The organism is Arthrobacter cavernae (assembly GCF_017368795.1).
GTDB classification, from domain to species: domain Bacteria; phylum Actinomycetota; class Actinomycetes; order Actinomycetales; family Micrococcaceae; genus Arthrobacter; species Arthrobacter cavernae.
The window spans coordinates 1-21,797 of the sequence record NZ_JAFNLL010000049.1 but is presented as its reverse complement, the minus strand read 5'-3'; the positions used below and the strand labels follow the sequence as shown (position 1 = coordinate 21,797).

Sequence of the window (21,797 nt, the reverse complement as noted above, 5' to 3'; positions counted from 1 at the left end):
CGCTCAGCCCTGGGCTGCAGCCATGACCCGTTGGCCATTGAAGTATTCGAGCTCCCAGCCGCCAACGGGATGGTGGTGGGCCAGGTTGAGTACGGCGTTGTCGATGCCTTGCAGGGTGCGGCCAATGGCGCGGCTGAGGGTCACACGAAGGAGCGTGCCGTGGGCGACCACCAGGACGCGGCGGCCGCGGAACTCCTCGGCCAACGCGTCCAGTGTGGTCAAGCCGCGGCCGGCTGCCTCGTCTTCGCTTTCGGCGCCGCGGAAGCCGCCGGGGATGCGCAGCGCTTCCAGTTCGGGTCCGGCCTGCAGGCCCTCCGCACGCCCGAAGCTGCGCTCGATGAGCTCCGGCACGCGCCGGGTTACGCTGAGCCCCAGGCCGTGGGCAATCAGATCGGCGGTCTCTGCCGCACGGCTTAACGGCGAAGATACGATCGCGTCCCATTCATAGCCGGAAAGAACCTCGACGGCGTCGCGCGCCTGGCCGCGGCCGACGTCGTTCAGCGGAATATCGGTGGCTCCCTGCAGCCGGCGCTCCGCGTTCCAGTCAGTCTGGCCATGGCGGATGAGGGCGAATGTCGTAAGGGTCATGCCCTCCATTCTGCCTTGAGCGCCGCCGTGAGCTGTCGCCTGTGAACTGCATCCACGCCCGCCGGGCTTCCCGTGGCTACGTCACGCAGTCCTCTCAACGGCGGCAAGAATCGCGGCGCCAAGCTCGGCCGGCTTGGTGAACTGCGGCCAGTGGCCTGTGGGCAGGTCCACGAGCTCGACATCCCTGATGCGGGCCAGTTCAGCCACGAACGGGTGACCGGACTCCATCCACTCCGTCAGGAGGGACGACGGGAACTCACAGGCGATGACCGTGGCCGGGACGTCGTAGCGGCGGACGTCGTGGAGGTGCTGCTGCTCGACGGCGACGCCCTTCGGCTGGGGGATGGCGCGGGCCAGGAAGGCCGTGCGCAGTTCCTCATCGAGGTCCACCAGGTCAGCCTCCTCGAAGCCATCCCACGGCGGCAGCGGGATCTCGTCCCCTTCATCGGGCAGTTCGTCGTTGATGACGCCGCCCTCTCCCAGCGGGCCGCTGTCCACGTAGACGGCCCGGGCCACGCGGTCCGGGCGGGAATCGACCACGCCGTGGATGATGGCGCCGCCGCCGGAATGGCCCACCAGCACTACGTTGCCGTCAAGGGCGTCCACTTTCGAAACGACGGCGTCGATATGGGTGCGCAGTCCAATGCCGGCGCGTGGTGCCCCGGGCGATTCAAGCCCGGGGAGGGTCAGCGGGTGCACTTGGTGCCCCGCGGCAATCAACGGTGGAGTCACCTCCGACCAAGACGACGCGTCCAACCAGAATCCGGGAACCAGGATGATGTCCATGCCGGTACCCTACGACGGGCCACCGACAGAATGCACGCACTTCGCGGAAGCGCCCGAAAAAGGGGGTTGACGTCCAGTGATTCCCGCGCCATAGTATTTCGTATACGATTTCGTACTTGATGAAGTCAGACGACGACGCTCGATGAAGAGGAGGCGCTGTGACCGAGGGATCCACCACCCCGGAACTGACGCAGGACATGTTGGCCCGGACGCGCAAGGTCATTGCGGTCCACATCAACTACCCCAGCCGCGCCGCCCAGCGCGGACGCACCCCGGAACAGCCCTCCTACTTCCTGAAGCCATCCTCCTCGCTGGCTCTCGGGTCTGCCGAGAACCCCGGCACCGTGGAGCGCCCCGCCGGCTGCGAACTGCTCGGCTACGAGGGCGAAATTGCGCTCGTCATCGGCACCGCCGCCCGCCGCGTCAGCGTCGAGGAGGCCTGGAGCCGCGTGGAATGGGTCACCGCCAGCAACGACCTCGGCGTCTACGATCTGCGCTACGCGGACAAAGGCTCCAACGTCCGCTCCAAGGGCGGCGACGGCTTCACCCCGGTGGGCCCGGGACTGATCGCCGCTGACTCCGTGGACCCGACAAAACTGCGGATCCGCACCTGGCACAACGGCGAGCTCGTCCAGGACGACACCACCGAAGACCTTCTGTTCCCCTTCGCCCGACTCGTCGCGGACCTCTCCCAGCTCCTCACCCTGGAACCCGGCGACATCATCCTCACCGGCACCCCGGCCGGCGCCTCCGTCGCCAAGCCGGGCGACGTCGTCGAGGTTGAGGTCACCGCCGGTGACTTCAGCAGCGGCCGCCTGGCCACCGCCGTCGTGGAAGGCACGACGCCGTTCGCCGGCTTTGGTGCCCGGCCCAAGGCTGATGACGCGCAGCGGGAAGAGGCGTACGGTTCGCGCGAAGCAGCGGGACTCGCCCCATTGCAGACAGCCGCCGCCTTCGTGCTGACACCGGAACTGAAGAAAAAGCTCGAAAGCGTCTGCACCGCCACCCTCTCCAGCCAGCTGCGCAAGCGCGGCCTGGACAACGTCAGCATCGACGGCCTGCAGGCCACCCGCCCGGACCGGCGCGTCGTCGGGCTCGCCCGGACCCTGCGCTACGTACCCAACCGTGAAGACCTCTTCAAGACGCACGGCGGCGGCTTCAACGCACAGAAGCGCGCCATCGATTCCGTTAACGACGGCGAAATCCTGGTCATGGAGGCCCGCGGCGAGAAGGGCACGGGCACCGTGGGGGACATCCTCGCGCTGCGCGCCCAGGTCCGCGGCGCCGCCGCCATCATCACCGACGGCGGCGTCCGCGACTTCACCGCCGTGGCGGAGCTGGAGATGCCCACGTACTTCGCCAACGCCCACCCGGCGGTGCTGGGCCGGCGCCACATCCCCTGGGACACGGACATCACCATCGCCTGCGGCGGCACCACCGTGCAGCCCGGAGACATCATCGTGGCCGACGCCGACGGCATCCTGGTGATCCCGCCGGCCCTCGCCGAGGAACTCGCGGACGACTCGATCGCCCAGGAGCGCGAGGAAACGTTCATCGCGCAGATGGTCCAGGAGGGCCACAGCGTGGACGGGCTCTACCCGCTCAACGCCGTCTGGCGCGCCAAGTACGAGGAATGGGGAGGGGCGCACAGTGACTGACACCGCCGTCGGCGTTTCCGCCGGCAGCAAGCTGGGCAGCAAATCCGAGCAGGCGTATGCCGCCGTCAAGGCCCGGATCGTAGAGGGCGCCTACACGCCGGGCTACCGGCTGGTGCTCGCCAAGATTGCCGAGGACCTCGGCGTCAGCGTGGTCCCGGTCCGCGAGGCGATCCGGCGCCTCGAAGCCGAAGGGCTGGTGAAGTTCGAGCGGAACGTCGGCGCCACGGTGTCCGGCATCGATCCGACAGAGTACCTGTACACGATGCAGACCCTGAGCATCGTCGAAGGCGCCGCCACGGCACTGTCCGCCCCCCTGATCGGTGCCGCGGACATCGCCCGGGCGCGTGCCGTGAACGAGGAGATGCGCGAGTGCCTGGAGCATTTCGACCCCGTCCGTTTCACCGCGCTCAACCAGGACTTCCACAGCGTCCTCTTTGAACACTGCCCCAACCCGCACATCCTGGACCTGGTCCACCGCGGCTGGAACCGGCTCGCCTCGCTGAGGTCCTCGACGTTCCGCTTTGTCCCCGGCCGGGCGCACGACTCCGTGGACGAACACGAGGCGCTGCTGCAGCTCATCGAAAGCAACGCCGACGCCGACACGATCGAACACGCCGCCCGCCGCCACCGCGCCGCCACCCTGGATGCGTACCTCGCCCAGACAACCACCGCACCCACCGCCGCCAGTTAGGAAGAAAAACAATGACGTTCACTGCTCCTGAAACCACTACCCACTACGTCCCCCAGGACCTGCCCACCCACATCCAGCACTACATCAACGGCGAGTTCGTGGATTCCGTGTCCGGCAAGACCTTCGACGTCCTGGACCCGGTGTCCAACACCAACTACGCCACGGCCGCGGCTGGCCAGAAGGAAGACATCGATCTCGCCGTCGCCGCCGCCCGCGAAGCGTTCACCAACGGTCCGTGGCCGAGGATGAAGCCGCGCGAACGTGCCCGCGTGCTGAACAAGATCGCCGACGCGGTCGAGGCCCAGGAAGAGCGGCTCGCCGAGCTCGAAACCTTCGATACCGGCCTGCCGATCACGCAGGCCAAGGGCCAGGCCCTGCGCGCCGCGGAGAACTTCCGCTTCTTCGCCGACCTGATCGTCGCCCAGTTCGACGACGCCATGAAGGTCCCCGGCTCGCAGATCAACTACGTCAACCGCAAGCCGATCGGCGTCGCCGGACTCATCACGCCGTGGAACACCCCGTTCATGCTCGAGTCCTGGAAGCTGGCCCCGGCGCTGGCCACCGGCAACACCGTGGTCCTCAAGCCTGCCGAATTCACGCCGCTTTCGGCCTCACTGTGGGCGCAGATCTTCAAGGACGCCGGCCTGCCGGACGGAGTCTTCAACCTGGTCAACGGCCTCGGCGAGGAAGCCGGCGACGCACTGGTCAAGCACCCGGACGTCCCCCTGATTTCCTTCACGGGCGAGACCACCACCGGCCAGACGATCTTCCGCAACGCCGCCGCCAACCTCAAGGGCCTGTCCATGGAACTGGGCGGCAAATCGCCGTGCGTCGTGTTCGCCGACGCCGATCTCGACGCCGCGATCGACTCCGCCCTGTTCGGCGTCTTCTCGCTCAACGGCGAGCGCTGCACCGCCGGTTCCCGCATCCTGGTGGAACGCCCCATCTATGAGGAGTTCTGCGAAAAGTACGCCGCCCGGGCCAAGAACATCGTGGTGGGCGATCCGCACGACCCCAAGACCCAGGTGGGCGCCCTGGTCCACCCGGAGCACTTCGCCAAGGTGGCCTCGTACGTGGAGATCGGCAAGTCCGAAGGCCGGCTCCTGGCCGGCGGCGGCCGCCCGGAGCACCTCCCCGAAGGCAACTACATCGCGCCCACGGTGTTTGCCGACGTCGCGCCTGACGCGCGGATCTTCCAGGAGGAGATCTTCGGCCCGGTCGTCGCGATCACCCCGTTCGAGAACGACGACGAGGCGCTGGCTTTGGCGAACAACACGAAGTACGGCCTGGCGGCCTACATCTGGACCCAGAACCTGAGCCGGGCCCACAACTTCTCCCAGAACGTGGAGGCCGGCATGGTGTGGCTGAACAGCCACAACGTCCGGGATCTGCGCACCCCGTTCGGCGGCGTCAAGGCCTCCGGCCTGGGCCACGAGGGCGGCTACCGCTCCATCGACTTCTACACCGACCAGCAGGCCGTGCACATCACGCTCGGCTCCGTCCACACGCCCAAGTTCGGCGCGTAACCCCGAGTTTATGTACAGATAACGCCCTTAAATACCCCTCATAAGGGCCATATCTGTACACAAACTCCATCCCACTGACCCTTTCAAAGAAGAGAGACCATCATGACAAACTTCGTCCCCACCCCCTCCGTCCCGGCCCCGGACATCGTCCGCTGCGCCTACCTCGAGCTGGTGGTCACGGACCTCGCCAAGTCCCGCGAGTTCTACGTGGACCTGCTCGGCCTGCACGTCACCGAGGAGGACGAGAACACCATCTACCTGCGTTCCTTCGAGGAGTTCATCCACCACAACCTGGTGCTGCGCAAGGGCCCCGTTGCGGCCGCCGCGGCCTTCGCGTACCGCGTCCGCACGCCGGAAGACGTGGACGCTGCCGAGGCGTACTACAAGGAGCTCGGTTGCCGGGTTGAGCGCCGCAAGGAAGGCTTCACCAAGGGCGTGGGCGATTCGGTCCGCGTCGAGGATCCGCTGGGCTTCCCGTACGAGTTCTTCTACGAGGTGGAGCACGTGGAGCGCCTCACCCAGCGCTACGACCTCTACTCCGCGGGCGAGCTGGTCCGCCTGGACCACTTCAACCAGGTCACCCCGGACGTCCCGCGCGGCCGCAAGTACCTGGAGGACCTCGGCTTCCGCGTCTCGGAAGACATCAAGGACTCCGACGGCGTCACGTACGCCGCGTGGATGCACCGCAAGCAGACGGTGCACGATACCGCCCTGACCGGCGGCAACGGCCCGCGCCTGCACCACATCGCCTTCTCCACGCACGAGAAGCACAACATCATCCAGATCTGCGACAAGATGGGCGCCCTGCGCATCTCGGACAGGATCGAACGCGGTCCCGGCCGCCACGGCGTGTCCAACGCGTTCTACCTCTACATCCTGGACCCGGACGGCCACCGCATCGAGATCTACACCCAGGACTACTACACCGGCGACCCGGACAACCCCACCGTCACCTGGGACGTCCACGACAACCAGCGCCGCGACTGGTGGGGCAACCCCGTGGTCCCGTCCTGGTACACCGAGGCCTCCCTGGTCCTGGACCTCGACGGCAAGCCGCAGCCGGTCATCGTCCGGGAGGAAAAGAGCGAGATGGCCGTCACCGTGGGCGCCGACGGCTTCTCCTACACGCGCAAGGACGACGCCTCCGGTGAGCCGACCGCCGTCGAGGGCTTCAAGCTGGGAGCCCAGGTCTAAGCCATGCTGGACGCGAAGACGATCGAAGCCATCGCCGACGAACTGCTCGACGCCGGCCGCAACCGCAAGCCGGTTCCCCGCCTGACCGCCCGCTACCCGGACATGACGGTGGAGGATTCCTACGCCGTGCAGCAGTTGTGGCGGCGGCGGAACGAGGAGGCCGGGCGCACGTTGGTGGGGCGCAAGATCGGCCTCACGTCCAAGGCCATGCAGGCCGCCACCGGCATCACCGAGCCGGACTACGGTGCCATCTTCGATGACATGGTGCTGGAAACCGGCTGCGCGGTGCAGTGGGACAAGTACACGCACCCCCGGGTGGAGGTGGAGCTGGCGTTCGTGCTGAAGGACGCGCTCAAAGGCCCGGGCTGCACCATTTTCGACGTCCTCAATGCCACCGACTACGTGGTTCCGGCCCTCGAGATCCTGGACTCCCGGATCGAGATGGAGGGCCGGACCATCGTGGACACCATCGCGGACAACGCCGCGATGGGCGCCATGGTGGTGGGCGGCCGCCCGGTGAAGCCCGACGCCGTCGACCTCCGCTGGGTCTCGGCCATCCTCTACAAGAACCAGACCGTGGAGGAAACCGGAGTCGCCGCGGGCGTGCTGGACCACCCGGCCAACGGGGTGCACTGGCTCGCCAACAAGCTCGCGCCGCACGGCGACGGGATGAAGGCCGGCGACATCATCCTGGCCGGCTCCTTCACTAGGCCGCTTTGGGTGTACAAAGGGGATACCGTGCACGCGGACTACGGACCGTTGGGAGTCGTGACATGCCAGTTCGAGTAGGAGACACCTTCCGGGACGCACTGGCCGCCGTGGACCGGCCGCTCGCCGGCATGTGGGTGTGCTCCGGCAGCCCCCTGGTGGCCGAGATCTGCGCCGGGTCCGGCCTGGACTGGCTCCTGATCGACGCCGAGCACAGCCCCAACGGCCTCGAATCCATCCTCGCCCAGCTGCAGGCGGTCAAAGGCTACCCCGTGCAGGTCATGGTGCGGCCGCCGGTCAACGACACCGTGCTCATCAAGCAGTACCTTGACCTGGGCGTGCAGAACCTGCTCATCCCCATGGTGAACTCGGCGGCCGAGGCTGAGGCCGCCGTCGCCGCGGTCCGCTACCCGCCGCACGGCGTCCGCGGCGTCGGCTCGGCCTTGGCCCGTGCCTCCCGCTGGAACCGGATCCCGGACTACCTTGCCCGGGCCTCGGAGACCATCAGCCTCACGGTCCAGATCGAGACCGAAGCTGCAGCGGCGGCCGTGGAGGAGATCCTGGCCGTTGACGGCGTCGATGCCATTTTCCTGGGGCCCTCGGACCTCGCCGCTTCCATGGGCCTGCTGGGACAGCAGGAACACCCCCAGGTGCGCGCCGCCGTCGAGCACTGCCTTGCTGCTGCACAGGTGGCTGGGAAGCCTGCCGGCGTGAACGCCTTCAACGAGGCGACCGCGCGTGCGTACATGGAAGCCAGGGCATCGTTTGTGCTGGTCGGCGCGGACGTGGCGATGCTGGCGCGCGGCAGCGAGCAGCTGGCGGCGACGTTCGTCCCCGAGCATGAGGAAACGCCCGACGGCGGCGGGCCGCGCGCGAGCTACTGACCCTTCGGGCTATTCCCGCGCCATGAACCATTCAGTGAATTCGCGGGCGCGGCCGTCCGGGGCGAAGCGGATGACCCAGAGATTGTCGTAAGTGGGCTCGCCGTTGAGGTATGTGGTGAGGCCCTGCACGAAGGCAACATCGCCGTCCTGGCCCAGCAGGGTCCACTCGAAGGTCCAGTCATGCGGCTGGTCCCCGGCCTCGGTCCACCCCTCCACGATCTCCTGGTGGCCCCGCCACGGAGATTCGGAGTTCGGCCGGGTGGAGTACACCGCGTCCTCGGTGAACAGTGCCCGGATGTCGTCGGGTTCGTTGGAAGTCCACGCCCGTTCGTACTGGTCCATCCACGAGTTTACGTCGCTCATTCCTCCGTTGTACTCCCGTGAGCGGGCGGGTTCAACGGTGGGCGGCGCCTCGGTCTGGACCTTTCCGTTCCACGTTGGCTGTACGTTCTGTAAGGTCGGCACCATGAACAGGGTGTCTCCCGATGGCATGGGTAATGAGCCTTACCGCGTGGTTGTCGGATTCAACAATCAGCGGTTCAGCGCCACGGTGCCCTTGATCGAGCTGGTGGCCACACGGAGGCAGTTGGAATTCCGGGCGCGGTTTGGATTCGGCCGGTTTGTGGGTCCGTGGCGTGTCGATCGGGCCGAGGTGACGAAACTCTTCAGGGCCCCCGGGTTTGTCTCAGATCGCGTCGCCATCCAAGGGAGCAATCACCTCGACTGGACTATCTACACGTTCCATCCGGAGCCAATACTCCTCAATCTCGAGGACCTCGGGTACCCGGTGGATTGGTTCTACCGCGCCGGAGCTGACCTGTTATGACTTGGCGGTGATGATGGGGGCCTACGCCGGCCGCGCCAGGGCCCGACGCCGGGCGTTCAGTCCTCGTGCAGCGACTGGGTCAGGTGGTGCGTGGGGATGCGGTCGCGGTCGTAGGTGATTTCGGTGTAGCCGTGCGGCTCGGGTCGGCCGTCGGTGCCGAGGTTCACGAAGACGATTTCCTCGATGGTCAGGATGCTCTGGCGGGTGATCATGTTGCGGACCTCTGCCCGCATGGTCAGCGACGTCCGGCCGAAGCGCGTGGCCGTCAGGCCCATCTCGATGAGGTCGCCCTGCACGGCCGAGCTGACGAAGTTGATTTCGGAGATGTACTTGGTGACGGCGCGGCCGTTGCCCAGCTGGAGGATCGCGTAGATCGCGGCCTCCTCATCGATCCACTTCAGCAGGCTCCCGCCGAACAGCGTGCCGTTCGCGTTGAGATCTTCGGGGCGCACCCATTTGCGGGTGCGGAAAGTGATGTCTGCCGATTCCATAATGCGAGACTAGCCGAGGCCGCGGCAGCGCCTCCATTCCGTCACGTCTGCGACGGCGGTGTGGGGGCTTGCGGCGACCATGCGGGCCTTGACACCGGGTGCAAGGATGTTGGCATGTCCTTCTTTGATGACGTGCCCGTCCCGGACAGACCGCGCCAGCCCGAGAACGTGCCGCCGGCCTGGTCGGGGCCGCCGCCTGACGAGCTGCCCGAGGTGGTGTCGGTGGGACAGTTCCTCAAGCGCTCCGGGCAGATGGTGATGGCCGTGAAGAGCGTCGAAGTCTTTTCCACGGGCTGTTGGATCAACCTTGTCTGGAGCGTGCGCAGGGCGAAGGAAACGGACCGGGAATGGAGCCTGTTGACCGGCCGGTCCTTTGATCATCCCCACCGGGCGAATGCCTATCCCGACGACGGCGGCCTCCGGATCGGTGTCGCGTTCGCTGACGGGCGCAAGACAACCACCACGCAGCTGCACCCCGGCATGTTTGACGGCACCGAACCGGTGGCCGGGCCGGTGTTGCTGCGCTCGGGTGGTGGAGGCGGCTCAAGCAGCGACAGCCACGCAGTGTCCAACAGCACGCTCTGGCTGTGGCCGCTGCCGGCCGAAGGTGACATCCGCGTTGTGGTGCAGTGGGATGACCTCGGCATGGCGGAGCAGTCAGTGGTGATCGAGGGCGGGCTCCTGGCGGAGGCTGCGGGCAAGGTGCAGAAGTACTGGGTATCGTAGCGCGCCTGCTCGTCCGGATCGGCGCGCTACGCCATGGCCGTGTGCGAAGCGCTGTGCGAGTCGAGGTGCTTCGAGTAGCAGTGCGATCCGCTGATGCCCACATACGGTCCGAAGTTGGGCACCTCGGCAAAACCGGCGCTCTGATAGAAACTGCGCCCGTCCGACTGCGCCGAGCCGGCCTCTGCAGCGATCACCGTGAAGCCATGGGCGTGCGCCTGGGCTTCGAGGGCGGCCAGGATGGAGCTCGCTACTCCCGAACCCCGCGCATACGGCACCACGTAGAGGCGCTTGACTTCCGCCGTCGAAGCATCCAGCATCCGCAGCCCGCCGCAGCCGAGCGGCTGGCCCGAGCACTTTTCATAGGCCACCACGAAAACGGCGGTGTCCGCCTCCGAGGGCGCCGGTCCCGGCTCGTGCTCGGTGGTGCCGAAGCGGCCGTCCAGCTCTGCCTGCTGTGCAGCCCGGAGGTCGGCGCCCACAGGGTTGGCCCAGGTGACCTGCCTGATGTTGAGCCGTGGATTGGTCTGCATCGCGAGCCTCTTTCGCCGGAGGGGTTATGCACATCAAGCCTAGGAAGCCGTGGTTACCGTGGTGTTTCCTCGGCGTAAGCGTCCGGAGAACTACGGGCTACCGGCGGACGAGGGTTCGCAGCAGCTTCAATGCCACGGAGATTGAGGCGATGTCCACGTCCCCTGGTTTGGTCACTTCGGCAAACGTGTCCTTGATCCGTGCCAGCTGCTCCTGGTGTCCGCGCTCCCACGCCACAATGCGTTCCATACTGTCGGCGTCCGCGAAGTCACCGCCCTGGGTGGTCTGCAAGACGGACAACGTCATGTCCGCCACGGCGGAGTAGACGTCATCACGCAGGGCCGCCCGGGCCAGAGCCTCCCAGCGGCTGTGCCGGGGAAGGTCGGTGATGCGCAGCAGCAGGCTCACCGCACCGATCCGCTGAAGAACCGCCCAATAAAGATCGGCGATCGTGGTGATGGGTTCCTCTACCTGCTCCGACACCAGCGAAATGTCCAGGAGCGCGAAACTTTCGAGCAGGTCTGAGACGCGCCGCCCCAAATCCCGCGGCAGGCCGACGTCGTCCAAATGCGCCAGCCGGTCATGGACGATGTCGCGATCGGAGCCGCGCAGAAAGTCCACGGCCCTGGTCCGCAGCAGGTCCAAAGTGGGCATGACCCGGTCCAGGGCCTCGGCGACGGGCTGGTCCCGGTGGTCATGCGTCACGTACCACCGTGTCGCCCGGTCCAGGAGCCTGCGCATGTGCAGCGCCACCTGGGCGGCGTGTTCGCTGGGAAACCCGGGGGGAAGCCCGGCAATCCGGTCCACTATCCAACGCAGCTCGTATGCCTCCCGTACCACAACAAAGGCCCTCGCGACGGCCGCGGCAGTTGCGGTGGTTTCCTCGATGGCACGGAAGGCGAAGGTGATTCCGCCCTGATTGATCATGTCGTTGGCCACCACCGTGCACACGATCTGACGGCGCAGGGGGTGGGCGTCTAGCTCGGCGTCGAAGCGCTCGGACAGCTGGCGCGGGAAGTAGCCGCGGAGAACCCGCTTGAACCAGGGGTCATCGGCAAGATCGCTGGCGCTGAGCTCCCTGGCCAGTTCGATCTTCGCGTAGGCGGCGAGCACGGCGAGTTCGGGAGCCGTGAGTCCATGGCCGGACCGCAGCCGGTCCTGGAGCTCCTCCGTGCTCGGCAGGCCCTCCAGGCCGCGGTCCAGGTCCGTGGCTTTCTCCAGCCAGTCCATGATCCGCTCAAACCCGGGGCTCCACTCCAGCACCAGGTGCCGGTCGTTGAGCAGGAGGGCGTTCTGGTCCGCGTTGTTTGCCAGGACAAGGCGGGCTACCTCATCGGTCAGGGAGTGCAGGAAACCGGCGCGTTCCGACGCGGGCATCTTCCCCGCCGCGATCATCCTGTCAACGAAAATCTTGATGTTGACCTCGTGGTCCGAACAATCCACGCCGGCCGAGTTGTCGATCGCATCGGTGTTGAGCAGGACGCCGTTCAGGGCCGCTTCGATCCGTCCGCGCTGGGTAATGCCCAGGTTGCCGCCCTCGGCAACGATCCTGGCCCTCAGTTCGTTGCCGTTGACCCGGATGGCGTCGTTAGCCTTGTCGCCCACCTCTGGATGGCTCTCCGTGGAGGCCTTGACGTAGGTTCCGATGCCGCCGTTGTAGACCAGGTCCACGGGTGCCCGGAGGATGGCCTGAAGGAGGGCATGGGGCGGAAGCGTTGCCGTTCCCGGTTCCAGGCCGAGAGACATCCGGACCTGGTCCGTGATCGCGATGGTCTTGGCCCTGCGGGAATGGACGCCGCCGCCCTCGCTGATCAGCGAGGGATCATAGTCGGCCCACGACGAGCGGGGGAGGCCGAAGAGACGCTGGCGTTCCTCGAAGGATGCCGTGGCATCCGGGGCCGGGTCGAGAAAGATGTGCCGGTGGTCGAACGCCGCCACCAGCCGAATGTGGGGCGAGAGCAGCATCCCGTTCCCGAAGACATCGCCGCTCATGTCGCCGATACCCACCACAGTGAAGTCTTCGCGCTGCGGATCCATGCCCAGCGCGCGGAAATGGTGCTTCACGGATTCCCACGCCCCGCGGGCCGTGATTCCCATCTGCTTGTGGTCGTATCCCACGGATCCGCCGGAAGCGAAGGCGTCTCCCAGCCAGAAGCCGTACTCCTGCGCCACGGCGTTCGCGGCATCGGAAAAGGACGCTGTTCCCTTGTCGGCCGCCACCACCAGGTAGTAGTCGTCGCCGTCGTGGCGCACCACGCGTTCCGGCGGGATCACCTCTTCGCCGCGGACGGACGTGACCAGGTTGTCCGTCAGATCCAGCAGCCCGCTGATGAAAATCCGGTAGCACTCCAGGCCTTCGGCCAGCCACGTCTCCCGGTCCGCGGCCGGATCCGGCAGCTGCTTGGGATAGAACCCTCCCTTGGCCCCCGTCGGCACAATGACGGAGTTCTTCACGTTCTGCGCCTTGACCAGCCCCAGGACCTCGGTCCGGAAATCCTCGCTTCGCTCGGACCAGCGCAGCCCGCCGCGGGCCAGGGCGCCGAACCGGAGGTGGACGCCTTCAACGCGGGGGGAGTAGACCCAGATCTCGTACTTCGGTCGGGGAAACGGCGCATTGGCGATCGCCGCCGGATTCAGCTTGAAACTCAGGTGGGCCTTGTCCTGGAAGAAGTTGGTCCGCAGCGTGGCTTCCACGAGGTTCATGAACGTGCGCAGCAGCCGGTCGGCGTCGAGACTGGGGATTTCCTCGATTGCGGCGATCAGTTCCTTCCGGGCCGCAGTCGTGTTGCGGAGACGCCGGGTCCAGTCGATTTCGGGAACGAACTTGGCCTCGAACAGTGCCAGCAGCGCATGGGTCGCCCGGGTGTTGGAAAGCAGTGTGTCCGCCATGAAGCCATAGGAATTCAGGGTGCCCAGCTGCTGCAGGTATTTGGCGTAGCTGCGCAGGATGACGGCCTGCCGCCAGCTGACACCTTCCCTGATCACCAGGGCGTCGAAGCGGTCCGATTCAATGTCTCCCCGCATGGCCGCGCGGAACGATTCCGCCAGCAGCATGCTGGTTCCCATGGGGTCGATGCCGGCCGGATACTTCAGCCCGAGGTCGTACAGGAAGAGCTCGTGGCCGCTGCCGCGCCGCAGCTCAAAGGGGTGCTGGTCCAGCACCTCAAGCCCAAGATTGTGGAGGAAGGGCAGGAACTGGGTGAGGCTCTTGGCCCCGGTCAGGTAGAGCCGCATCCTGGCATCCTCTGCCGGCGGGTGCTGGGATTCCGGCCGGACGTAGACCGTCAACAGGGGGTCGTCAACGGGGCGCCCGCCGCTCCCGTCCAGGTCGAATTCCTCGAAGCGGACGATGTCCCGGACCGCGTCCTCGGCGTCGTGGTCGGCCCGGTAACCGGGCGGAAACGCCCCGAACCACATCGCCGAGAGCCTCGCCGCCTCGTCTGCGGGGAAGCGGTCCCGGAGGGACTCGTCCAGGCCCTCCGTCCACGAACGGCTCGCCGCCACCACGCGCCGCTCCAGTTCCACGGGGTCGACGTCGGGGGCCGGCTTCCCGGGGCCCAGCAGGATCCGGAAGAACACCCGGGCCATGGGGGAGTCGCCCAGCCGGACCTCGAACTCGATGGACGGGGATTTGAAGGCGTGCCTGAGTTCCTGCTCGATCCTGAGCCGGACCGCGGTGTTGTAGCGGCGCCGGGGGAGGAAAACCAGGGCGGACATGAAGCGGCCGATGCTGTCCGGCCGCAGGAAAAGCCGCGTCTGGCGGCGCTGCTGCAGGCGCAGGATCTCCGTGGCCAGCTGGGCCAGATCGGCCAGTTCCATATGGAACAGCTCGTCGAGCGGAAACGACTCCAGCACCGCCAGCAGTTCCTTGCCCTGGTGCGAGGCGGGCTTGAAGCCAAGGCGCTCCTGCACGGCCAGGACCTTGTCCCGGACCACCGGAATGCGGCGTACCGACTGGCCTGTGGCGCCCGGGGCGAGCAGGCCCACAAAGCGCCGCTCTCCGGCCACGGCTCCGCCATCGAAGATCCGAAGGCGGATCTCATCCAGGTAGGCGGGCCGGGGGACCGAAGAGCGCAGATCCGAGATGGCGAGCGTGAGTACCCGCGAGCCGTGGAGGCTTGCGTCCCCGGCCTCCTCCCTATGAGGTGCGCCGGAGGCCGGACCGGTCCCGCCTTCCGGCCGGTCCTCCCGGAGCAGCCCCAGCCCTGCGCCCGCCCGCACGCGCAGGGCATCCCGGCCGCCCGCCGTCGTGCGCTCATATTCGCTGTACCCGAGGAACACGAAGTTGCCGTTGTCCAGCCAGAGCAGCAGTTCCCGGAGCTGATCCGGGGCCGGGACCGAGCCGCTGGGGAATCCGTCAACGGAGCCGACGGCGGCCGTCACCTGGGCGTGGATAGCTGGGAGGTCTTCGGCGACTGCCTGCACATCGGCCAGCACCCCGTGGAGGTTCGCGATGACTTCCTTGGCGCCAGATTCCCCAGATAGCCTGCCGATTTCCACGGCCACCCAGGTCTCCGTGGTCCCCTCCTGGACGCCGTCCAGCTCGTCCGGGCGGACGTCCGGGATCTCCGCGTGGCCGGCGTTCCCGGCCAGCAAACCCGCCCGCGACGGCCCATGAGCGATGTCCAGCAAGGCATGCGTTTCCGGGTCGCGCTGCACCCGGAATGTCGGGTGCGCGAGCAGCCGGATCGACGCGTTTTCCCTGGTCAGCTCGGCCGTCACCGAGTGCACCAGATGGGGCATGTCATCGGCGACAACCATCACGATGCTCGCATCGGTTTCATTCAGAACCCCGACGGCGGCCTGTCCGGGAGCGCGGATGCCCGCCAGTTCCGCGTGGTACCGGGCCCGCCGGGCCAGGGTCTCCGGACTGTAGTCCTGGAGGTCCTCCGCCGCGACGTGCTCGTAGTAGTCCGCGAGGAAGGAATCGTTGGCCTCGAACAGACCGGCAGCCCGGTCCCGGGCAGCCGGCGCGGTTTCGCGTGACATTCCACTGCGCCTCCACGGCAAGGGCCGGCACCACGGGCCGTGGTTCCCTGGGGAAGCCTCATGCCTGACTTCATCATGGACGCCGCGCCACATGGCGTCCAGTGTTTCCCAGCGGCTACACGGCGTCGCCGGTGGGGTCCTCCGCCGTCGGCTCAGCCATCGCGAGCCCGCCCACCGGCACCTCGTCCCAGCGCAGCACCTTCCAGCCCGAGCCGGGATCGCCCTCCAGGACCACGATGCCCGTGTTGGGCAGCTGGTGAGTCTCGGCAAAGAGGGTGTCGATGTCCTCGGCCCGGCGCCCGGCCCAGCAGCGGATCGCCGCCCCGTGGCTCACGATGGCCGCCGTCGCATGCCCCGCAGCCGCGACCCTGGCCACCGAGGCATCGAAGCGTGCAAAGAACGCATGCCCGTCGAAGGCCCCCGGCATGCGGACGCCCAGATTTCCGTCGGCCCAGGCGAACACCGTGCTCATGTACCGGACGTGGGATTCGTGGTCCGTCTTCTTTTCGAGCGCACCGGCTTCGATCTCGTGGACGCCGTCCAGGACCACCGGGTCCAGGCCCTTCGCCTTCGCCAGCGGTGCGGCCGTCAGCTGGGTCCGGAGCAGCGTGGACGTGTAGATGGCCTCGATCGGCTCGTCGGCCATGGCGCCCGGAAGGGCTTCGGCCTGGCGCTGTCCGAGCTCGGTGAGGCCGGGGCCCGGGAAAGCCGTGTCCAATTGGCCCAGGACGTTGCCGGGGGTCTGGCCGTGGCGGATCAGCAAGAGCCTCATCGCTGCTCAGCTCCTCACTTGTCGCGGTCCGGGCGAACGGTGGAGGCGACTCTCCAGCCCGGTTGCTTTCAGCCAAGCAGCCGCGGCACCGGTGTGCCGGAGCGACACGCCGGGCGCGTCCCGGGGCAACTGGGCAGGAGCGCAGGGGACCGCGGGGTTAAACGCCGACGGCGGGCCGGGGCACCCAGCCCTGGCCCGCCGTCGTGCGGTGTTGGTCCTACTGCAGGTGGCTGACCAGCTTTTCGGCGATGCCGGTGTACTTGCCCGGGGTCAGCGCCAGCAGGCGTGCTTCGGCCTCGGCGGACAGGCCGAGGCCGGAGACGAACTCCTGCATGCGGGCGGCATCCACGCGCTGGCCGCGGGTGAGGTCCTTGAGGCGCTCGTACGGGTTTTCCATGCCTTCGACGCCGGCGATGGCCTCGGCGCGCATGACCATCTGGATGGCCTCGCCCAGGACTTCCCAGTTGGTGTCGAGGTCGCCCGCGAGGACTTCTTCGGCCACGTCCAGGGCTTTCAAGCCCTTGACGACGTTGGAGATCGCGAGCAGGGAGTGACCGAAGGCCACGCCGATGTTGCGCTGCGAGGAGGAGTCCGTGAGGTCGCGCTGCCAGCGGGAGGTGACCAGCGTGGCGCCCAAAGTGTCCAGGAGGCCGTTGGAGATCTCTAGGTTGGCTTCGGCGTTCTCGAAGCGGATGGGGTTGACCTTGTGCGGCATCGTGGAGGAGCCGGTGGCGCCGGCAACCGGGATCTGGCGGAAGTAGCCGATCGAGATGTAGCTCCAGATGTCCGTGCAGACGTTGTGCAGGATGCGGTTGAAGCGGGCAACGTCGGCGTACAGCTCGGCCTGCCAGTCGTGGCTTTCGATCTGCGTGGTCAGCGGGTTCCAGGTGAGGCCCAGGCCCTCAACGAAGGACTTGGCCACGGCCTCCCAGTCGGCGCCCGGGACGGAGGCAACGTGTGCCGCGTAGGTTCCGGTGGCGCCGTTGATCTTGCCGAGGTACTCGGTCTTGGCGATGCGGGCCAGCTGGCGGTTGAGGCGGTGGGCCACCACGGCCAGTTCCTTGCCCAGAGTGGTGGGGGTGGCCGGCTGGCCGTGCGTGCGGGAGAGCATCGGGACGGCGCGGTTTTCCTCGGCCATCGCTTCGATCTGCTTCACCAGGGCGGTGGCGGCGGGCAGCCAGACCTCTTCCACGGCGCCCTTGATGCCGACGGCGTAGGAGAGGTTGTTGATGTCCTCGGAGGTACAGCCGAAGTGCACCATGGCCGTGAGGTTCTCGATGCCGATCGCCGGGAGGCGGCGGCCGATGTAGTACTCCACGGCCTTGACGTCGTGGACGGTGACCGCTTCGATCTCGGCCAGCTCGTTGACCGACGCGGCGTCGAAATCGGTGACGATGGCGCGCAGCTTCGCGTTCTGCTCTTCGCTCAGCGGGCCGGCGCCCGGCAGCACGGACTGGCTGGTCAGGTGGATCAGCCACTCGACCTCGACGTGAACACGGTCGCGGTTCAGGGCGGCCTCGGACAAGTAGTCAACGAGGGGCGCGACGGCGGCGCGGTAGCGGCCGTCGAGGGCGCCGAGGGCGAGGGGTTCGGATGCGAGGGAAATGCGAGCGGAATCAGCCATGGGCCCTATTCTTTCACGATCTGCAAGGGCCCCGGGAGTTGGTGACGGGCCGGCCACCCCGCCCAGGCGCCGGAACGCCTTGCGGCGCCTGGGCGCAGACTTCTCCTCCACATGCCGTTGTCCGGCGGCCTGCCCGGGCCTGGACGGCGGCTTTTCCACATAGCCGACGACGGCGGTTCCGCACCGCCGAGCGGCTCCGTAGCGTCTGATTCAGCACCACACGGTCATCTTTTCACCACGCAACGGCACGATCCGGAGGAGCAGGACATGAGCGGCATCCTTACCCAGGCGGGCAGCCCGCCGGTTTTCGACCCCCAGCAATGCGCCTCGCGCGGCCATGAGGTCCAGCAGTTGGCCTGGCGCATGGCGGCCTGCGCGGACCGGGCGGACACCGTCCTAGCGGCCTTGAGCAGGCTGCAATTGGAACAGTGGCAGTCGCCGGCAGGCCGGGCGTACCGGACCACCATTGGCCTGCAGGCGGCGTCGTTGCGCCGTGCCCGGGAAACCTTGGAGGAAGCCTCGGCGCTGGTGCTCCGGCACTCCCGGAACGTGGTGGCTTCCGGGCGGGCGGGATTCTGATGGCCGAGGTGACGCCGCTGGGTTCCGGCAGCACACCCCATCCCATGGCACCGCCACCGGACGGCACCCTGCAGATCCGTGGCGGGGTGGGCGGAATCGCCTTCCAGTTCGAGGAACTCCTTGCCGGCGCGGCAGCCCTCGACGAGCTGCATGGCCAGCTCCAGGACATTGAACGGGAGGCGGAGACGGTCCGGCAGGCGTTGTTCCCGTACCAGGCGGATTCCTACACCACGGGCAGCAACGCCATCATCGCCGTGGGGGAGGGCGGCAGGGAGGTGGGCCGTGTCCGCGATCAGTTGTATCGCATCAGCCGGGACGTCAGGGCCAGCCATAGAGAGTACGGGTTCACGGAGGGGCTGAGCGCCCTCCAACTGCGCACAGGGCTGCGCAACACGGCGATTGAATCCGGTCTGCGCCCTGACAACTTCGGCAATTTCAGCCGCAGGGACATTGCGGAGAGCCTGGTCGCCCAGACGCCCGTCATGATTGGAACGCTGCTGGGGATCCCGGCCGCTGCGCTCGGGTTCGCAACGGCAATTGGCGGTCCCATGGACGTCCGGGCCACCCTCAAAACCATCACCGGAATGCCCGGGTTCGGGTTCCTCAAGCCGCGGCCCGTGACCGTGGCGCAGTCCGCTTCAAGCATTGAAACCGTGGATGCCACGATGGCGTCACAGCTGGGGCGCCTGGACAAGCTGGGCAACACTACCCGCGGCGAAATCGAGGTCCAGGAATTCGATACTGAAGGCACGAAACGCTGGGTGGTCCTCATCCCCGGCACGCAGCACGAGGACGAAATCGGCGGCAGCAACCCGCTGGATGAGGCCGGCATTGTGGACGGACTAGGCTACGACTCGGCCGAAACCAATGCCGCCATCAGGGAGGCCCTGCGCGCGGCCGGCGCCGAGGCCGGGGACCAGGTGCTTGCCATCGGGCACAGCCAGGGCGGCATCCATGCGATGAACCTGAGCCAGGACAAGGCGTTTCTTGCCGAGTTCGATCTGAAGTACGTGCTCACGGCCGGTTCGCCGGTCGGCGGCATTGAGGCGCAACAGGGAATCAGCAGCCTGCACCTGGAACACGAGCAGGACTGGGTCCCCGGCTTCGACGGACTGGCCAACCCCGACACCAAGGCCCGGGTCACGGTAACTTTGACCGAGCAGCTCACTGCGCCCGAAGGGGACGACTCGCTTTTCGGCCCGCCCCACAATCTGGAGAACTACGCGGACGGAGCCAGGCTCGTTTCCGCCAGCTCGGACCCCTCGCTCATGGCGTCCACCGCGGCGTTCGCAGGAGTGGCCGGGGCTGGTGGAGTGGCCACCGTGACACGGTTCAAACTCACCCGGGAACCGGAGCAGGTCAAAGCTGTTGCGCCGGCCCGGCCCACGCTTCCGGAGACGCGCTCCGAAGCCGGGCCCAGATAACGGCGCAGGCCTCTCGGCCACCATCGGCTCAGCGCTTGCCGGCTCCCGGGATCCTGCCGGCCACCAGGGAGATAATGCTGATGATGATTGCGGCGAGGATGGCGGTCCAGAAGAAGGTGTCGATGGTCAGGTGGACGGGTGTGTAACTGCTGAGCCAGGAGGTCAGGTACAGCATGGCCGCGTTGATGATGATCGTGAACAGGCCCAGCGTCAGGATGGTGACGGGCAGGGACAGCAGTTTGACGAGCGGCCGGACGAGGGCGTTGACCACGCCGAAGATCAGGCCGATGAAGAGATACGCGAGGATCACGCCGAGGGTGTCGCTGCCCTGGGTGATGCCGGCGTTGGCCACGGCGCCCGTGGTGGCCGAGGTGGAGATGTCCATCCCCGGCAGCAGCCAGCTCGCGATCCACAGGGCCAGACCGTTGATCAGGACACGCACGATGAATGAACCCATATGCCCATGCTGTCACATTCCCTGCCCCAAACGGGTCCGCCGAAGCCCACCACGGCGAAGTAGGCTTGAGGCCATGACTACTACCGACAACGCACCGGAGGGCGTACTTCCACGCCCAGTGGTGGACCGGCTTCCCAAGTACGCGGCGGGCAAACCGCCGGCCGCGGTTGAGGGCCTCACCAGCTACAAGCTCTCGTCCAATGAGAACCCGTTGCCGCCCATCCCTGCCGTGCTGCAGGCCATCGCCGATCAGTCCGACATCAACCGCTACCCGGATCCGATGTCCACCAAGCTGCGCAACGCGCTCGCGAAGTTCCTGGACATTCCCGCTGACGACGTCGTCACGGGTGCAGGCAGCCTGGGCGCGCTCAACCAGATCCTGGCCACCTTCGCCGGGCAGAACGACGACGGCAAATCCGATGAAGTGATCTACGCCTGGCGTTCCTTCGAGGCCTACCCCATCTGCGTGGGCCTGGCCGGCGCCGAAAGCGTGCAGATTCCGTTGCTTCCGGACGGCCGCCACAACCTCGAGGCCATGGCCGCCGCCGTCACTGTGCGGACCAAGGTGATCCTGCTCTGCACCCCGAACAACCCCACGGGCCCCATCCTCACCGCCGAGGAAACGGAACGGTTCATCCACTCGGTGCCGTCCGACGTCGTGGTGGTCATCGATGAGGCCTACCAGGAATTCGTCCGCGACGAGAACGCCGTGGACGGCATCAAGCTGTACCGCGACTACCCCAACGTGATTGTCCTGCGGACCTTCTCCAAGGCCCACGGACTCGCGGGCCTCCGCGTCGGCTACAGCGTCTCGGGTCCGCAGCTGACCCCGCACCTGCGCGTTGCCGCCACGCCGTTCGCCGTCTCCCAGATCGCCGAACGCGCCGCCGTCACCTCGATCGAGAACTTCGAGCAGGTTGTCGAAAGGGTACAAAGCCTGGTGGACGAACGGGACCGCGTCACGGCGGGCCTGCGCAGCCTTGGCTGGTTCGTTCCTGAGGCCCAGGGCAACTTCGTCTGGCTCAACCTGGGCGAGAACAGCGGCGAATTTGCGGCATTGGCAGGGGAGCAGGCGCTCTCGGTCCGGGCCTTCGGGAACGAGGGCGTCCGGGTCAGCATCGGCGAGATCGAGGCCAACACCCGTTTCCTCGAACTATGTGCGGGTTATACAAAGGCGCCACGTTCTTCCTAGCGGTTAACAAATCCCGCGCGGCGCTTACTGCAGATAAAGTAAGGACGAAAGCCAAAATATATGCCCAATCCGGAATGCATTCCGGATTGGGCATATATCCCAGTGACACACATTGCTCAGCATCCGGCTGCGGCAGGCAAGGAGACGGTATGGG

Annotated in this window: 20 protein-coding genes; 11 read left to right on the top strand and 9 right to left on the bottom strand. The window is 67.0% G+C overall.

The features are described 5' to 3' along the window. Window positions 1-3 precede the first annotated feature (3 nt). Together J1902_RS16570 and J1902_RS16565 are read right to left on the bottom strand one after the other, a co-directional pair. Window positions 4-588, bottom strand: a complete 585-nt coding sequence (locus tag J1902_RS16570; RefSeq protein WP_207617419.1) for a histidine phosphatase family protein — start codon at window positions 586-588, stop codon at window positions 4-6. Between the two features lie 81 nt (window positions 589-669). Next, window positions 670-1,374, bottom strand: a complete 705-nt coding sequence (locus J1902_RS16565) for an alpha/beta fold hydrolase (protein WP_207617418.1) — start codon at window positions 1,372-1,374, stop codon at window positions 670-672. Window positions 1,375-1,532: 158 nt separating this feature from the next. On the opposite strand from J1902_RS16565, the gene J1902_RS16560 reads away from it, so the two are divergent. The 6 genes from J1902_RS16560 to J1902_RS16535 all read left to right on the top strand — a co-directional run bounded on the left by J1902_RS16560 (window position 1,533) and on the right by J1902_RS16535 (window position 8,035). Then, window positions 1,533-3,032, top strand: a complete 1,500-nt coding sequence (locus tag J1902_RS16560; protein ID WP_207617417.1) for a fumarylacetoacetate hydrolase family protein — start codon at window positions 1,533-1,535, stop codon at window positions 3,030-3,032. Continuing rightward, entirely contained in the window at window positions 3,025-3,723 is a 699-nt protein-coding gene (locus J1902_RS16555) for a GntR family transcriptional regulator (protein ID WP_207617416.1), read from the top strand. Before J1902_RS16560 ends, J1902_RS16555 begins: the two co-directional genes overlap by 8 nt. Before the next feature lie 11 nt (window positions 3,724-3,734). Beyond that, entirely contained in the window at window positions 3,735-5,249 is a 1,515-nt protein-coding gene (gene hpaE / locus J1902_RS16550; RefSeq protein ID WP_207617415.1) for a 5-carboxymethyl-2-hydroxymuconate semialdehyde dehydrogenase, read from the top strand. A 102-nt stretch (window positions 5,250-5,351) separates the two neighbouring features. Then, complete coding sequence (hpaD, locus tag J1902_RS16545; protein ID WP_207617414.1) at window positions 5,352-6,443, top strand: 3,4-dihydroxyphenylacetate 2,3-dioxygenase; 1,092 nt, start codon at window positions 5,352-5,354, stop codon at window positions 6,441-6,443. A gap of 3 nt (window positions 6,444-6,446) precedes the next feature. Further along, the gene (gene hpaH / locus J1902_RS16540) at window positions 6,447-7,232 is read left to right on the top strand and encodes a 2-oxo-hept-4-ene-1,7-dioate hydratase (protein WP_207617413.1); all 786 of its coding nucleotides are present in this window, start codon (window positions 6,447-6,449) and stop codon (window positions 7,230-7,232) included. Continuing rightward, entirely contained in the window at window positions 7,217-8,035 is an 819-nt protein-coding gene (locus tag J1902_RS16535) for an aldolase/citrate lyase family protein (protein ID WP_207617412.1), read from the top strand. The genes hpaH and J1902_RS16535 overlap by 16 nt, the downstream gene beginning before the upstream one ends. Window positions 8,036-8,044: 9 nt before the next feature. Here J1902_RS16535 and J1902_RS16530 read toward each other — a convergent pair whose 3' ends face one another. After that, entirely contained in the window at window positions 8,045-8,398 is a 354-nt protein-coding gene (locus J1902_RS16530) for a YybH family protein (RefSeq protein WP_207617411.1), read from the bottom strand. A 103-nt stretch (window positions 8,399-8,501) separates the two neighbouring features. Between J1902_RS16530 and J1902_RS16525 the strand changes: the two genes are divergently transcribed. Beyond that, window positions 8,502-8,861 (top strand): hypothetical protein, encoded by a 360-nt coding sequence (locus J1902_RS16525; protein WP_207617410.1) that lies wholly within the window; start codon window positions 8,502-8,504, stop codon window positions 8,859-8,861. A gap of 56 nt (window positions 8,862-8,917) precedes the next feature. Here J1902_RS16525 and J1902_RS16520 read toward each other — a convergent pair whose 3' ends face one another. Next, complete coding sequence (locus J1902_RS16520) at window positions 8,918-9,352, bottom strand: acyl-CoA thioesterase (RefSeq protein ID WP_207617409.1); 435 nt, start codon at window positions 9,350-9,352, stop codon at window positions 8,918-8,920. A gap of 114 nt (window positions 9,353-9,466) precedes the next feature. Here J1902_RS16520 and J1902_RS16515 point away from each other — a divergent pair, with 114 nt between their 5' ends. Next, entirely contained in the window at window positions 9,467-10,078 is a 612-nt protein-coding gene (locus J1902_RS16515; RefSeq protein WP_207617408.1) for a hypothetical protein, read from the top strand. 26 nt (window positions 10,079-10,104) lie between these two features. Here the strand turns inward: J1902_RS16515 and J1902_RS16510 are convergent, their stop codons facing one another. From J1902_RS16510 to purB, 4 genes are all read right to left on the bottom strand, one after another. After that, on the bottom strand, window positions 10,105-10,608 hold the full coding sequence (locus tag J1902_RS16510) for a GNAT family N-acetyltransferase (protein ID WP_207617407.1): 504 nt from the start codon (window positions 10,606-10,608) through the stop codon (window positions 10,105-10,107). A 97-nt stretch (window positions 10,609-10,705) separates the two neighbouring features. Beyond that, complete coding sequence (locus J1902_RS16505; protein ID WP_207617406.1) at window positions 10,706-15,595, bottom strand: NAD-glutamate dehydrogenase; 4,890 nt, start codon at window positions 15,593-15,595, stop codon at window positions 10,706-10,708. A gap of 115 nt (window positions 15,596-15,710) precedes the next feature. After that, complete coding sequence (locus J1902_RS16500) at window positions 15,711-16,367, bottom strand: histidine phosphatase family protein (RefSeq protein ID WP_207617405.1); 657 nt, start codon at window positions 16,365-16,367, stop codon at window positions 15,711-15,713. Window positions 16,368-16,584: 217 nt separating this feature from the next. Continuing rightward, window positions 16,585-17,991 carry an adenylosuccinate lyase gene (gene purB / locus J1902_RS16495; protein WP_207617404.1) on the bottom strand — a complete coding sequence of 469 codons (1,407 nt, stop codon included), beginning with the start codon at window positions 17,989-17,991 and terminating at the stop codon, window positions 16,585-16,587. Between the two features lie 267 nt (window positions 17,992-18,258). Between purB and J1902_RS16490 the strand changes: the two genes are divergently transcribed. Continuing rightward, the gene (locus J1902_RS16490) at window positions 18,259-18,570 is read left to right on the top strand and encodes a hypothetical protein (protein ID WP_207617403.1); all 312 of its coding nucleotides are present in this window, start codon (window positions 18,259-18,261) and stop codon (window positions 18,568-18,570) included. Between the two features lie 44 nt (window positions 18,571-18,614). Further along, on the top strand, window positions 18,615-19,994 hold the full coding sequence (locus J1902_RS16485; protein WP_242702127.1) for a hypothetical protein: 1,380 nt from the start codon (window positions 18,615-18,617) through the stop codon (window positions 19,992-19,994). 28 nt (window positions 19,995-20,022) lie between these two features. Here J1902_RS16485 and J1902_RS16480 read toward each other — a convergent pair whose 3' ends face one another. Further along, entirely contained in the window at window positions 20,023-20,451 is a 429-nt protein-coding gene (locus J1902_RS16480) for a phage holin family protein (protein WP_207617401.1), read from the bottom strand. Between the two features lie 73 nt (window positions 20,452-20,524). On the opposite strand from J1902_RS16480, the gene J1902_RS16475 reads away from it, so the two are divergent. Beyond that, entirely contained in the window at window positions 20,525-21,643 is a 1,119-nt protein-coding gene (locus J1902_RS16475) for a histidinol-phosphate transaminase (RefSeq protein WP_207617400.1), read from the top strand. The last annotated feature ends 154 nt before the right edge of the window (window positions 21,644-21,797 follow it).

Coding starts and splice junctions, on each gene's coding strand:
- J1902_RS16515 (WP_207617408.1), top strand. CDS start 9,467: ATGTCCTTCTTTGATGACGTGCCCGTCCCGGACAGACCGCGCCAGCCC.
- purB (WP_207617404.1), bottom strand. CDS start 17,991: ATGGCTGATTCCGCTCGCATTTCCCTCGCATCCGAACCCCTCGCCCTC.
- hpaD (WP_207617414.1), top strand. CDS start 5,352: ATGACAAACTTCGTCCCCACCCCCTCCGTCCCGGCCCCGGACATCGTC.
- J1902_RS16530 (WP_207617411.1), bottom strand. CDS start 8,398: ATGAGCGACGTAAACTCGTGGATGGACCAGTACGAACGGGCGTGGACT.
- J1902_RS16480 (WP_207617401.1), bottom strand. CDS start 20,451: ATGGGTTCATTCATCGTGCGTGTCCTGATCAACGGTCTGGCCCTGTGG.
- J1902_RS16570 (WP_207617419.1), bottom strand. CDS start 588: ATGACCCTTACGACATTCGCCCTCATCCGCCATGGCCAGACTGACTGG.
- J1902_RS16565 (WP_207617418.1), bottom strand. CDS start 1,374: ATGGACATCATCCTGGTTCCCGGATTCTGGTTGGACGCGTCGTCTTGG.
- J1902_RS16490 (WP_207617403.1), top strand. CDS start 18,259: ATGAGCGGCATCCTTACCCAGGCGGGCAGCCCGCCGGTTTTCGACCCC.
- J1902_RS16520 (WP_207617409.1), bottom strand. CDS start 9,352: ATGGAATCGGCAGACATCACTTTCCGCACCCGCAAATGGGTGCGCCCC.
- J1902_RS16485 (WP_242702127.1), top strand. CDS start 18,615: ATGGCACCGCCACCGGACGGCACCCTGCAGATCCGTGGCGGGGTGGGC.
- hpaH (WP_207617413.1), top strand. CDS start 6,447: ATGCTGGACGCGAAGACGATCGAAGCCATCGCCGACGAACTGCTCGAC.
- J1902_RS16535 (WP_207617412.1), top strand. CDS start 7,217: ATGCCAGTTCGAGTAGGAGACACCTTCCGGGACGCACTGGCCGCCGTG.
- hpaE (WP_207617415.1), top strand. CDS start 3,735: ATGACGTTCACTGCTCCTGAAACCACTACCCACTACGTCCCCCAGGAC.
- J1902_RS16475 (WP_207617400.1), top strand. CDS start 20,525: ATGACTACTACCGACAACGCACCGGAGGGCGTACTTCCACGCCCAGTG.
- J1902_RS16525 (WP_207617410.1), top strand. CDS start 8,502: ATGAACAGGGTGTCTCCCGATGGCATGGGTAATGAGCCTTACCGCGTG.
- J1902_RS16500 (WP_207617405.1), bottom strand. CDS start 16,367: ATGAGGCTCTTGCTGATCCGCCACGGCCAGACCCCCGGCAACGTCCTG.
- J1902_RS16510 (WP_207617407.1), bottom strand. CDS start 10,608: ATGCAGACCAATCCACGGCTCAACATCAGGCAGGTCACCTGGGCCAAC.
- J1902_RS16505 (WP_207617406.1), bottom strand. CDS start 15,595: ATGTCACGCGAAACCGCGCCGGCTGCCCGGGACCGGGCTGCCGGTCTG.